Source organism: Ulvibacterium sp. (assembly GCF_965248315.1).
GTDB lineage: Bacteria > Bacteroidota > Bacteroidia > Flavobacteriales > Flavobacteriaceae > Ulvibacterium.
Window position 1 is genome coordinate 1,479,122 of record NZ_CBDFIX010000002.1, and the last position, 13,012, is coordinate 1,492,133.

Here is a 13,012-nt window from a genome sequence, read left to right on the forward strand (position 1 = left end):
CAGGTCGAATTTAGGAAAATTAAGTAAAGTATCTGTCGCCATTTTGTTTTTACTTTTCCAGGTGTGGACCGCGATGTCTTCCGGCACTTTAATTGTTCCGTTATTAATTATCTTAGTCCGGGAAAGAGCTCTTAAAATGAAGTCGACCGTAATAGAACATGAAAAGAAATTAGCGGCCTATGAATCGGTCTCCTTGGTTAAAAACGGCATGATAGTCGGTCTGGGATCGGGGTCCACGGCTGAACATATGATTCGCAAATTGGGAGAAGAAGTTGAAAAGGGTCTGTCTATAAAGGGAGTACCTTCCTCTGAAAGGACCGCCCAATTGGCCCAGGAAGTAGGAATCCCACTAATTTTATTGAAAGAGGCAATTACATTGGATATCAACATAGATGGCGCAGATGAGTTCGACCCGAAATTCCGCTTGATAAAAGGTGGTGGCGGTGCATTGTTGCGGGAAAAAATACTTGCACATAATTCTAAACTAAATGTAATCATTGCAGATTCTGGAAAGAAGGTCAGTGCCTTGGGCAAATTTAAGTTGCCTTTGGAAATTATCCCTTTTGCTACGCAAGCGATTCTTGCCGAACTCAATAAAATGGGTTTGAAACCCGTACTCAGAAAGCTTGATGGAGGGGCCTATAGAACCGATGAAAACAACAATATCATTGATATCGATATTTTTGGGGTCAAGGAGGTGGACAAATTGAACGGCACTCTCATAGAAATTCCGGGTGTGGTTGAAACCGGGCTTTTTCTGAAAACCACGGATATTATCCTTATGGGACAGGGTAGTGAGACCTTATTTTTTAGGAATACTCGGTAAAAAAGAGGGGTATTCAAACATAGGAAACTCTGGAGAGACAGAAGTTATCCGTCTCTCCAAAGTTGATTTACATGTTAATCAAGATGAATGAGATATAAGGAGCTCGCATCCACGTCATCCGTTCCCGGAAGTATTTTTTGTTCGATGGTGCCATCCCCGTCTTCGTCGGAAACCGCAAAATCATCATCGTTAAGACATCCAATAGTATGGTTATCGATCAACCAAAAGCCTTCCAATTTGTCATGAGGGTATCCATTGAGTGCCACCAAATCCGCCACAAGTTCTTTGTTCACAGGCACGATTCCAGCGGCATCGAGTTCCTCCCAGCTTGATTGTTCAATGGTCTTGCCATCTATCATAAGGCCAAATTCGGCGGCATCGTCGTCGCCTGATACGTCAGTAGCTCCCGATACGTCTATTTTATAGATATGTTTTTGGGCAGCCTCGGCTCCGGCAAAATTCCCATCACGCTCCACCACTAAAAATTTTGTACTGGATAGGGCCACAATCTCCGAATTGGAGAGATTCGCCTTCTCCTGTCTGTATAGGTACTGTTTTGTGCTTCCGGTATATAGATCAAGTGTTACAATTCTAGTGATGTCGGCCCGGATACTTTCCGGGTTGTGCATGGTAGACTGCATAAGGCCTACAAGAACACGTTCATCCGGGGTGATGGCCAATCCTTCCATCCCTCGGTTTGCCCTTCTTTTGGCGTAAACGGCAGGAAGTTTTCTACCGCCATTTCCCTCGTTTACCCCAATTGGGGAGATACGCTCCAATTCTACTCCGGTAGCCGAATAGTGCACAATGTGTGGACCATACTCGTCGGATACCCAAAAAGTACCGTCCTTTAAGGCGACCAGGCCTTCGGCATCCATTCCGAAATCATCAAAGGAGATTTGATTGCCCGCAATATCATAGGGAATTTCCCCGGTGGCTCCTTTGCCTTCGGGATTGGGAATGCCCGAAATGGGATTGCCATAGGGGTCTTTGAGTAAAATCTCTTCCAGCAAAACTATTTCGGCATCGCTATTGACCGCATAATGGCCGATCCGAGGAGTGTAATCGGAAACGGGAAACTTTTTCCCATCCAAAAAATTGGTATTCGGGCCCCGATCCGTAATGGCATAGAACTCACCTCCATGGGTAGGATGGGCCGTGGCGGCGGAACCAAACCCTCCGTTGCGGATTTCAACATCGTTTTCCAAGGTGCCCAATACATTAAAAGGGAGGGGGTATTGTACATTTTTCTGTAGCACGGATTTGGGAGGAACCCCTGGGTCTGGTGTACCTATATGATCTTCGATAAGCTCACAGGATGAGATGAGAATAACAAGGGCAAGAAAGAATAGAACTTTTTTCATTTTAAAAAATTTAAAGGTTGATTGTTCACAAAATTTGTTGGGCGATAGCCTAACGAATGATTAAAGTTCCAATACCTAAGCCGTATTGATGTTAGCTAAAACTTATAAAATGTTTATGTCTTATCTAATACTTAAAATCAAGAAGTTAAGCCATTGTAAAGGCTAGGGCCGTACTTTCTGGAATGTAAGCCAAATTATATGGAGAAGTCACCTTTTACTGCCGAATTAGGAACCATTGGGGCAACGGGTATTTTGTTCTAGAAGCTATTTATTGATGTTTTGAACTAAAAAATACCGATATTACATACCCGTTTTAGGTAAGAACCCAGAAAATCAGGCACAATAATCAGTGTTTTGGGGACAATAAAAGCGATAATTTGTTTGTTTACCTTATATTAACGTTTTAATAACCTAAATGGAATTGGGATTTAGTATATGGGAAAGAAATTTAATCTTAAGGAGTTTAGGCATCAACTAAGGAAAGAGCATCCAAAAGTTATTGATAAGGCATACCTTTTGGCCAATGGAATGATCGAGGTTCATGGATATTCAAAAGAGAAAGCCTTTGGAGAGGCTTTGGCCATAGCTAGGACTTGGTTGGAAAACGGGGAACAATACGCAACCAAGAACGATTGGTAAGAGGTTCGCTAGCTTTTGAATGTACTTTCCAAGGGGTACGTTCCTTTTTTAAACCGTTTGGGGTCTGTAGTACTTTTTTCTTAACCAAAAGGCTACTCTAACCAAAAGTATCAGGGCGGGTACTTCCACCAATGGTCCGATCACACCAGCAAATGCTTGACCAGAATTCAATCCGAAAACCGCTATGGCCACTGCAATGGCCAATTCAAAATTGTTTCCTGCGGCCGTAAATGCCACGGAAGCCGTTTTGTCGTACTCCGCACCCATAGCCTTGGTAAAGAAAAAACCAATGATAAACATTAGGCTAAAATACACCAACAAAGGAACGGCGATAATGAGGACATCCATCGGTATCTCCACAATTAATTCACCCTTAAGGGAGAACATAACCACAATAGTAAACAACAACGCGATTAAGGTGATTGGTGAAATGGTAGGAATAAATTTTGTGTTGTACCATTCCTCTCCTTTCAATCTTACCAAAACCAGGCGACTCACAATACCCAAAAAAAATGGAATCCCTAGATATATGGCCACGCTCTCGGCAATGGTTCCTATTGAAATGTCCACAATGGCGCCTTCAAAACCAAAGTAAGGGGGGAGAATGGTGATAAATATCCAGGCATAAAAACTATAGGCGAATACCTGAAAGATACTGTTTAATGCTACCAGTCCTGCACCGTACTCACTATTGCCTTCGGCTAGGTCGTTCCAAACCAGTACCATGGCAATACAACGTGCCAGACCTATAAGGATAAGCCCCACCATATATTCGGGATAATCCCTCAAAAACGCAATCGCCAAAACGAACATTAAAATGGGACCAATAATCCAATTTAGGAGCAACGATATGGACAATATCTTGGTATTGCGGAACACTTTGGGCAACAGGGCATAGTTCACTTTGGCTAGGGGCGGATACATCATCAATATCAAGCCTATGGCAATGGGGATATTGGTGGTGCCACTATTGGCCGTATTCAGCAATTCGGGAAATGATGGGAAAAAGTATCCGATACCGACGCCCAGGGCCATAGCAATAAAAATCCATAGCGTTAAATTTTTATCCAGAAAACTCAGTTTTTTATTCGCCATGGTTATGCCTTGATTTTAGAAAAAACATAGAATAGTTCGGTCGCTATCTGCAGACTTCGTTCACGATATTTTTCAGCCTGCTGTGGGGTATTATCAAAGGCCTTGGGGTCTTCATAGGTGATCGGAATCCGTTTTTCGGCACCTGCTATAAAGGGACAGCCTTCATCCGCTTGTGAACAGGTAAGGATGGCCGCAAATTCGCTGTTGGGATTAAAATCGTCATCAAAGGTTTTTGAGAATCCAATTACAGGATGTGCGTTCTCGGCATATTTGATGGCATAAATAGGGTTTGGGCCTTGGCCAATGGTTATGACCTGAAAACCGGAATTGGCCAAAGTCGCAGCTGCCATAGGGAACAGGGCAGTGGCTTCGGTTCCTCCAGAATAGCAATACACATTTTTAATGTTGAAATAGGCTGCCATGGTCTGTGCCCAAACCTGAGACAAATGGCTTCTTCTAGAATTATGGGTGCAGATAAAGTTGAGTCGTACCTCTAGCTTGTCATCTACCTTGCCCTGTATAAAAGCTATGAGGGGTTGTAACGTATTTCTTCGCTTATCCGAAATGGTATCTGTTTGGATCGAGGAAATCCCTTGTTCTATTTTCTCGAAAATTGCCGTTTTTGTCATCATTGTTTTAGGTGTCTATTAGCTAGCAGCAACCGGAACCTGGTGCGCAAGGATTAGTATTCAGTTCTTGAAGTCCGGCCATTTTGATTTTTGGTTTCTCAACTGGAACTCCACATTTTTCCTTGGCCAAACAGTTGGTTTCCTTGGAGGTCAACAGAAAATATTTTCCATCAAAATGCAGTCCGTATTTGCCAATGGTCTTTCCTTGGTATTCCACTTCAATTTCGAGAGAATCATCTATCCCTAGAATTCTTTCGGATAGTTCAATGATGCGGACCAATTTCTCCGGGTGTAGGCGGTGATCATAATCGTCCGCTTCCCACAATTGAAAATTAACCACTTCTTCATTGCGTACCGTACCTCCACAGTCTATAAAGTGTTTGGTAACCTTCCCTACTTCCGTTACATGGAAATGATTGGGGACCAGGGAACCATCGGGTAGTTGAAATGCAATCGTATCCAATCCATTGAGCAGCACTTTGATTTCGGATAGTTTCATAAAATTAAGATCATAACTTTGTTTCTAGTATAGTGTTGATTCGCGTGGCTACATAGAGCATCTCTCCGGGAATCACTTCCTTGTTCTGAAATATGACTTCAAATATATCGGTTTCATTGTTTTCATTAAGGTTTTCCTCGACAAAAATTTTCGTGCTGTTATCTGCTCTTAAATTTAAGGATTCAAGGCTTTTTCTTTTGATTTCCCAACTGTTGGTACCGTACTGGATTTCATAGGTGAACAGTTCCTTGTCCTTTACATTTTTAACCCTAAAACCATATTTCCGTAACATAGTCAGGTCCAATGCGCTGTTTACGGATTCAACCCCTGCGGATTCAAGGGTCAGATTATCGTCCAGACCGTAGTGGAGAAGACCCGTTCGTAACCATATCATTGCAAATTGGCTTACGTTATCGTTCGTTTTGTCCACAACTACCACGGTATGGTTGGCTTCGCCCATTTTGGCGGCTATTTTGGTCGCCAATTGATCCAAGTTTAAAACTTTATCTTTAGGTATTTGTGGAAAGATGGTTTTTAGTTCCAAAACGGACCTTTCGATTTTCCCTCTTAGTTCTTGGGCGTGAACAGCTGTTTGAAAGCTGAGCAAGAATGCTAATGCGTACGTTAATTTTGTTTTCATGAGATTGTTTTTTAAGTTTATTATATTTGTTTATCGCAATAAAACAATTAATAGGTCTAAATTTTTTTAGCAACATTCCTCATTGGTCGGAAGATCTTGATCCAGAAAATCGGACATCACTTCCTTCATGGCGGTCCAGTTTTCTTTGTTGATACAATAACATACACTTGTACCCTCCACATTTCCCTTGATAAGGCCCAGATATTTCAATTCTTTCAAGTGTTGGGAAATGGTAGGTTGCGCCAACCCTATCTTCTCTACTAAATCCCCGCAAAAACAAGAATCTATTTCAAACAGATGCTGGAGTATGGCCACGCGCGCAGGATGCCCAAATACTTTGGCAAAAACCGCAATCTGGTTTTGCTTTTCCGTAAAAATTTCGGTTTTGGCTAACCCCATTCCATTGATTAATTAATTGCAATATTACGATAAACGATGGAAACAACAAAAAATGAGCGTTATTTATATTTAAATCCTAATTTTTTTGACAGCTTCTTAAATAGCCGATTGGTCAGACGAAATGTGGAATGGGTAGTGCATGGTTAAAGATTCCTTTCATAAGATGTTTCTAAAGTGATGTTCTATACCTTATAGTGCAGTAATAGCGATTTGAATTAATACCCAAATCGCTATTACTTGAATACCGTTTTGAAAAGGGTTTTACACTTTTCTATAGGAATGGGCTTCTTCACCATCATTTGCCTTTCCAATGCCGACAAAATCCCCAACACCGTTTATATACCCCGCATACTCCCTGATATGACGTGCTTTTCCATTCTCGATAACGAATAGCATCATCAATTGATTTCCATACGATTTTCCCTGTATTGTGCCATAGGTCCATGATTCAAATCCTATCTCATTTCCATTGGCAATAACATTTTTTAGTTCCCAAGTGGTTCGGGTCACTCCGGCATGATGCTTAAATAGTTTGGCCATGGAGGCTTTGTCCTTATGTAGGCCTTGAAATCCGTCTACTGGGGCAAACCAGGTCAAATCTTCGTGTAGTAGCTCCAAAAACGGGTCCCATTCCCCGGTTTGTGCTCCTTCATTAAGTCTTTTGAACAGTTCCATTCCTATTTTTAATGCTTCTTCGTTTACCGTTTTCGGTCTAAACTTTTCAGTGTTTAATTGTGTTTTCATATTTACTTTGTTTTACATTTTACATATGTGTATTAGAGTATTCCTCCGTTTATACCTATTTTTTGCATGTTGATCCATTTATTCTCAGGGCTTGTCAACCGTGCCATGGCGTTCGCTACATCATCGGGTCTGCCAAGCCTTCCCAAGGGAGTTTGCGCGATCAATTGATCGATTATTTCTTTAGGAGCGACCAGACTTTCGGTATTGGTAACTCCCGGCAGAATTACATTGACATTTATATCACGTTCCCCAAGTTCTTTTGAAAGGCTGAGGGCAAATTGTTCAATTGCGGATTTTGCGGCTGCATACAGCCCTCCGGCAGGTACCGGCATTGCGGTGGCTCCACTTGAGGTGACCAGGATCGTTCCATGGTCGGCAAGGTGTTCGGCGGCATTTTGCAGAAGAAGAAACGTTCCCTTTACCGTGGAAAAGGTTTCTTCATACTCCTCATCCTCGATGAGGTGCAAGGGTTTGAATATGGATTTTCCAAAGGCGTTACTTATAAGTACATCCACCTTCCCAAGGATTTCTTGGATTTTATAAAAGATGTTATTTACCTCTTTTTGATTATGAAGATTAAGCTGTAATGCGATAGCTTTTGCACCTTTGCCCTCAAGTTGGGAAACAACTTCCTCTGCTTTGGTTTTGTTCCTTGCATAGGTCACTGCAATTTGAGAGTCTCCATTTGCCAGGTTTAGGGCTGTAGCCTTTCCTATACCTTGGGTGGCTCCGGTAATTAAAAATGTTCTTTTTTTCATAATGTCATTTTTAAGATTTGTAATGGACTCCAATGGGAGTTTCGCTTCAAAAAAGCTCATCAGCATTACTGTTTCATTTTACAACTGTTTTAATTGACAACAATTAAAATAAATTTTTTAGCCTTCTAAGTTGAGTTTGATCTTTTGGAGGTCTTTTATCAACCTATCGATTTCTTTTTTGGAAAAACCCATATAGGCAACTTCAAATGCTTCTTCCAATGCATCGATAATCAAGGGCTTATTCTTTTTGGTGAAATGGGATAAACAAATACGTTTTGTCCTTCTACTCTCCGGATCTTCCATGCGCTGGACAAATCCGGCATTTTCCAATTCGTCCAGTACTCTGGACGTTTTTGGCCTGTCATAACCGAACCACTCCGCAATGGTCTGCTGTGATACTGCGTCCTGAAGAAAAAGCCGGTTGATTATTGGAAACAACTCTACCTTTAATGGCAGCTCCCTTTTATTGAATTGTCGTTGCAATTCCTTTTTCAATAGACTAAAAATGGAGCCTGTCAACATCCCGATCGAAGTGCTTTTGTCGTAGCTGATTCTATTGTTGTTTTTCATAACTGTTGTAAACTTACAACATTTTTAGATACAAGCCAATTTTGTATCCGCGTATTCCGAGTACGCCATTTTTTCCAATATTTTGCACATTACTATTTTAATTGTGGAACAGGTAAACGGAATGGAATAATTTCGGTATCCGATTTTAAATAAATTCTTAAATTAAAAGGTATAGAACAATGTAATACCAAAAATTCACCTTTATTTGAGACCTTTGGTAAAATCATCCGAAAATAAGGTCTCCCCATTGCCATTTTTCAACTGTACATCATCGATCATACCGATACCATTGAAGAAATAACTGATTTCCATTATCGGACCAATGGATTGGTGGTAGGCACTTGTAAATATCGGGGTTCCATTTAGTTTTAGGGTGACCTCTTTGTCCTCCGTCAAAACATCCACTTTTTGCCACTCGTACACTGAGGTTCCGAACATACTCAGGTCTTCGTTTTTGCCATTGTGTATGGCATCTCCCAATCGGATTTCTAGTTCACTTTCACAGCCCTTGTTGCCGATCATAATCCAGTAAAATCCATCCACACCTTGTACGTGCAGGTTAAAAATGGGGCAGTCTATAGCCTCTAGGGGTTCCATTTTAAAATCGATGGTATGCCGAAAATTATCTCCTTCCAGACCAAAATTCCTTACATAGTAAAAAGCTAGCTGCATTTTCTTGTTGAGATCGATGCCCTTTTCTTCCAAACTTGATTTATCGATTCCCAAATAATCCTCCTTTGACCAAAAAGTAGGGCTAAACGTATACACTTCTTCCATGGGTTGTCTAGCGGCCATAAACCAATCCTCATAGGTCACATGAATGGGCAACTCCTTTATGATGTTCTCATCCGCAAAAAGTTTGGCCGTAAAGTATCCGGGGATATAGTAGATATCCGTCCGTTCATGAGATCCCTTGAAGATTTCCACTTTTCGACTACTGTCCCAACTCTGTTGTAAAAAAAATCGATTGGCGTCCACACCTTCAATATCATATCTAAAAACCACGGTGTTTGGTATTTTCCCATCTACTGTTTTCTCATAGGAAAAGGAAACCTCTTCGGATGCCTTTGTTATGGACTTTTTGGATGCATTTCTTGGGAGATAAACACCCAAAACTACTAATGTAAGTACAGCCAGAACAATTAAAAAGTAAAATTTTTGGCTTTTGACTTTCCGAGGTTTTTTCCCGATTTCCCTTTTAGGTAGGGTTTGTATTTTAGGATTTAGATGCTCCTTTTTAAGAGAATGCCAATCTTTGCCGTACGCCAAGTTGGCCAGAATATCCAGAGTAGTAATATGGGGTAATCTTTCAAACTCGTTCTTCCATATTCTTTTAACTGTGGACAAGCTTAGTCGGTGGCCCGTCTGATCCTCGATAAAAAAAACTAGAAACTCGTAGTCCTTTTGGACCCAGCCCGATACATCGGAAAGACCGGAGGCCATTTCGATCCGCTTTTTTATGGCTTCCAAGAGATTTTTGTCGTTTTTGGATATATGACTCATTTACAGCGATTTATAAAAATGAATCGAAAAAAAACCTAAAATGGTTGAAAAATGAAGGCTTTCCTACACCTTGCTTCCATTAGTTTGGAATTGTATTCATTTAAAATCATCAATCATGAAGTTACAGCATTATTTTTTGAGTTTCGCCTTTATTCTATCCATACCACCCATGAATGGGCAGGAAGCTTTGTTCGAGCAGGGTAAAAGTATTATTCTATCCGAAGAAAACAAACCTACAACGTATATCGACACAATTTATAAGGGCAAACGCAGTCTTAAACTGGACGGAAAAAAACAGTCCATCGCATTGACCAAGGACAAAAATGTAAGGAACTTTAGAGTAGAAATGGACATTGCCGGAGAGGTTATGTCCGGATTGGGATTTCGGGTACAGGACAAGTTCAACTATCGTTTCATTTATTTTAGACCGGGAATGGGAGGTACCCGGGAAGCTATTCAGTACATCCCAATCTACAATGGTGCCCTGAGTTGGGTGTTTTATAACTATCCAACGTATGAGACCACGGCGGATGTAAAGTCCTTGGAATGGTTCCATGCGGCATTTGAAGTCCGGGGAACCAATTTAAAGGTCTTCGTAGATCATAGTCCCCAACCACAAATGGATATTCAGCTTTTGGACTCTGAGATATCCGGAGGTAATTTTATGTTGAGGAGTTTGTTCGGGGTTTCCTATTTTGCGAATATTACCTATGAAGAGCTCTCGGGCCGTGAATCTGTGGCCTCCCAGCCAAGCAAGAATTCTTTTTTAACGAACTGGGAAATCTCGGAACAATTTCCCAGGGACACCGTGTCCAATCATTTTGAAGCCCTGATAAAGAAAGCAAACCGCTCCAAAAATTGGAAGGTTATAGAACACCCGAGAGATAACTATGTAAATTTTGCCAGATACTTTGAATACCCCAAGGGGGTTGTGGTGGCCAGAAAGACATTAAAATCCAATCAGGACAAGAAGTCCATCTTAAACTTTGATTTTGTCGGGAGGATAAGGATCATGCTAAACGGGAATGAGGTGTTCAGCTACCGAAAGATAAAATTTGAGCGTATGTTCGATGGTATGTTCAGGGTAAACCTGGATCTGAAAAAAGGTGAGAACGAGTTATTGGTGGTCGCCGAGGGAGACGCCAATTTTTTTGGAGGAAAAGGGTTTAAATATATGGGCAGATTGCAACATACCAATTGGGGATTTATAGCCCGTCTTGAGGATTAAAAAGGCATTTTTGCTCCCTTGATTTACATCCACATAAACAATTTTCCAAAACACTTAGGGAAAATAGTATTGAGCATATCTTATCTGTACTACGCCATTTTTCATTCGAAAACAAAGCGCAACAGAGCCAATTTCTTCAGACTAAAATGAAAGTGGAAAAGAATATACCGCTTGTGTAACCTATGTTACCATGGGACCTGTTTATACATTGTAATTTTACTTTATACAAAGACGAAATTGTTTGGTTGATGAGTTGTTTTTAAGGAGCGGTCATTTTTTTTTGAATGGCCGTTCCTTATCCATTTCTCCTTGTAAATAAAAAATGCAACTATGTCGTTTTTAAATGTTTTTTTTCGAGGAACCAAAGAGCGAATGGATAAGATCGAAGTCCTGGATGCAAAGACTTACGCCAAGGCCATATCCGATACAAAAGTGCAATTGGTGGATGTCCGTAGCCTGGCGGAATACAATAGCGGACATATCAAAAATGCGGTGAACATCGATTTTTTCGATTCAGTCAATTTTGAAAGATCTTTTAGTAAGATAAACAAGGAGAAACCGATCTATCTGTATTGTCGCTCTGGAAGTAGAAGTAGGCGGGCCAGCCATAAATTGGCTCGTATGGGATTTGTAAAAATCTATGACCTTAAAGGAGGGTATATGCGGTGGAAATGATAGAAAGGTTTCGTAAATTTAAGTATCTAAAAACCAAATAAAACAACTGTAGGAAATAGACTTTTTTGCCCCTCATTTAAAGTCAAAAAAATAAAAGATTCAAAGATGAAAACTTCAATTATCGTACAGAACTTAAAGTGTGGCGGATGTGCCAAGACCATCACCGAAAAGTTATCGGGAATAGATGATGTTTCAAAGGTTGAAGTGGATACGGAAAATTCCATGGTCTCTTTTTTGCACGAAAATTCGGAAGATGCCTTGGTGGCAAGGGATACCTTGGCATCGTTGGGATACCCCTCCGTAGATAGTAAAAATAACTTGGCGCACAAGACACGCTCTTTTGTAAGCTGTGCAATGGGGAGACTATCAAAATCATGAGGAATAGATTCCTTTTTATCATATCCACGGTACTCTTGACCATAGGATGTAAGGACTTCAAAGCATCCAAGGAAGGTACGGACAAGGCGTCTTCCGAGAAAGAAGCATTGGAAGCTAATGTCGTACATCCTGGAAAGAGACTTTTGGTACAGGAATGTTATATGTGTCACAATCCAAAAGCCTCTGAAGCCCATATGATTGCTCCGCCCATGGCAATGGTTAAGATGCATTATATAGATTCGGGAACTACCAAGGAACAATTTACGGAGGCATTGGTACATTGGTTGAACGACCCCGAACAGGAATACAAGATTCCCAACGCCGTTGAAAGATTTGGCAGCATGCCCTATATTCCCTATCCCGAAAAAATCATTGAACAGATTGCGCATTATATGTACGACCATGAACTGGATAGGCCGGATTGGTTTGTCGATTACCTGGAAAGTGACGAACCAGGAGCGGAAAATTCATTGGAAAAATACGATTATACTGCAACCGGCAATGCCGAAAAGCGCTATGCCAACAAGGGTCTTGGCCACGCTCTGGCGACCAAGGCACAATTGGGGAGTGACTTAATGAAAGCCATTAAGGAAAAAGGAACCCAAGGAGCCGTGGAATTTTGTAATGTAGGGGCGATACCATTAACGGATAGTATGTCCGTTATGCAGAACGCGATTATCAAGAGGGTATCTGACAAACCGAGAAATCCACAAAATGAAGCCAATACCAAGGAATTGGAACATATTAACTTCTTTAAGGAACAAATAGCTTCCGGCAACAGCGTAGAGCCCATAGTGGAATTACATAATAACGAAGTGAACTTTTACTACCCGATTACCACCAATACCATGTGCCTACAATGTCATGGAAACCCCAATGAACAGATTGAATCGGAAACCATGACCGTGTTAAAAAGTCTTTATCCAAAGGATAAGGCCATAGGTTATGGAACAAACGAAGTCAGAGGTATTTGGAGTATCAATTTCGGGACGAATGACCAATAGGGGTAAGGTACTTGTCCTTGATTTAGGACTTCCTGCCATTATTTGGGCCGTACCCGATCCC

16 protein-coding genes are annotated in these 13,012 nt (G+C 41.1%); 6 read left to right on the forward strand and 10 right to left on the reverse strand.

From position 1 onward, the window contains the following. Positions 1-136 precede the first annotated feature (136 nt). A complete protein-coding gene (gene rpiA / locus ACP2AF_RS07815; protein WP_425235674.1) occupies positions 137-826 on the forward strand; it encodes a ribose-5-phosphate isomerase RpiA in 690 nt (229 codons plus the stop codon). 74 nt (positions 827-900) lie between these two features. Here the strand turns inward: rpiA and ACP2AF_RS07820 are convergent, their stop codons facing one another. Next, complete coding sequence (locus ACP2AF_RS07820; RefSeq protein WP_425235675.1) at positions 901-2,190, reverse strand: esterase-like activity of phytase family protein; 1,290 nt, start codon at positions 2,188-2,190, stop codon at positions 901-903. A gap of 435 nt (positions 2,191-2,625) precedes the next feature. On the opposite strand from ACP2AF_RS07820, the gene ACP2AF_RS07825 reads away from it, so the two are divergent. Beyond that, on the forward strand, positions 2,626-2,829 hold the full coding sequence (locus ACP2AF_RS07825; RefSeq protein WP_425235676.1) for a hypothetical protein: 204 nt from the start codon (positions 2,626-2,628) through the stop codon (positions 2,827-2,829). A 48-nt stretch (positions 2,830-2,877) separates the two neighbouring features. On the opposite strand, the gene arsB is transcribed toward ACP2AF_RS07825, so the two are convergent. From arsB to ACP2AF_RS07870, 9 genes are all read right to left on the reverse strand, one after another. Next, on the reverse strand, positions 2,878-3,924 hold the full coding sequence (gene arsB / locus ACP2AF_RS07830; RefSeq protein WP_425235677.1) for an ACR3 family arsenite efflux transporter: 1,047 nt from the start codon (positions 3,922-3,924) through the stop codon (positions 2,878-2,880). Positions 3,925-3,926: 2 nt separating this feature from the next. Beyond that, a complete protein-coding gene (locus tag ACP2AF_RS07835) occupies positions 3,927-4,556 on the reverse strand; it encodes a low molecular weight phosphatase family protein (RefSeq protein ID WP_425235678.1) in 630 nt (209 codons plus the stop codon). Positions 4,557-4,575: 19 nt separating this feature from the next. Further along, complete coding sequence (locus tag ACP2AF_RS07840; RefSeq protein WP_425235679.1) at positions 4,576-5,052, reverse strand: DUF6428 family protein; 477 nt, start codon at positions 5,050-5,052, stop codon at positions 4,576-4,578. A 10-nt stretch (positions 5,053-5,062) separates the two neighbouring features. Continuing rightward, positions 5,063-5,692 carry a hypothetical protein gene (locus ACP2AF_RS07845; protein ID WP_425235680.1) on the reverse strand — a complete coding sequence of 210 codons (630 nt, stop codon included), beginning with the start codon at positions 5,690-5,692 and terminating at the stop codon, positions 5,063-5,065. 66 nt (positions 5,693-5,758) lie between these two features. Continuing rightward, positions 5,759-6,091, reverse strand: coding sequence for an ArsR/SmtB family transcription factor (locus ACP2AF_RS07850; RefSeq protein WP_425235681.1), 333 nt, complete (start codon positions 6,089-6,091; stop codon positions 5,759-5,761). Between the two features lie 261 nt (positions 6,092-6,352). Further along, complete coding sequence (locus ACP2AF_RS07855; protein ID WP_425235682.1) at positions 6,353-6,835, reverse strand: nuclear transport factor 2 family protein; 483 nt, start codon at positions 6,833-6,835, stop codon at positions 6,353-6,355. A gap of 32 nt (positions 6,836-6,867) precedes the next feature. Further along, positions 6,868-7,593, reverse strand: coding sequence for an SDR family oxidoreductase (locus ACP2AF_RS07860; RefSeq protein WP_425235683.1), 726 nt, complete (start codon positions 7,591-7,593; stop codon positions 6,868-6,870). A gap of 117 nt (positions 7,594-7,710) precedes the next feature. Then, a complete protein-coding gene (locus tag ACP2AF_RS07865) occupies positions 7,711-8,163 on the reverse strand; it encodes a MarR family winged helix-turn-helix transcriptional regulator (RefSeq protein ID WP_425235684.1) in 453 nt (150 codons plus the stop codon). Between the two features lie 201 nt (positions 8,164-8,364). Beyond that, positions 8,365-9,666, reverse strand: coding sequence for a hypothetical protein (locus ACP2AF_RS07870; RefSeq protein ID WP_425235685.1), 1,302 nt, complete (start codon positions 9,664-9,666; stop codon positions 8,365-8,367). 115 nt (positions 9,667-9,781) lie between these two features. On the opposite strand from ACP2AF_RS07870, the gene ACP2AF_RS07875 reads away from it, so the two are divergent. The 4 genes from ACP2AF_RS07875 to ACP2AF_RS07890 all read left to right on the forward strand — a co-directional run bounded on the left by ACP2AF_RS07875 (position 9,782) and on the right by ACP2AF_RS07890 (position 12,951). Beyond that, positions 9,782-10,894: a hypothetical protein gene (locus tag ACP2AF_RS07875; protein ID WP_425235686.1), complete on the forward strand. Its 1,113-nt coding sequence runs from the start codon at positions 9,782-9,784 to the stop codon at positions 10,892-10,894. Positions 10,895-11,224: 330 nt separating this feature from the next. Then, a complete protein-coding gene (locus tag ACP2AF_RS07880) occupies positions 11,225-11,569 on the forward strand; it encodes a rhodanese-like domain-containing protein (protein ID WP_425235687.1) in 345 nt (114 codons plus the stop codon). A 105-nt stretch (positions 11,570-11,674) separates the two neighbouring features. After that, positions 11,675-11,947, forward strand: coding sequence for a heavy-metal-associated domain-containing protein (locus tag ACP2AF_RS07885; protein ID WP_425235688.1), 273 nt, complete (start codon positions 11,675-11,677; stop codon positions 11,945-11,947). Beyond that, entirely contained in the window at positions 11,944-12,951 is a 1,008-nt protein-coding gene (locus ACP2AF_RS07890; protein ID WP_425235689.1) for a Tll0287-like domain-containing protein, read from the forward strand. Before ACP2AF_RS07885 ends, ACP2AF_RS07890 begins: the two co-directional genes overlap by 4 nt. Positions 12,952-13,012: the final 61 nt, after the last annotated feature.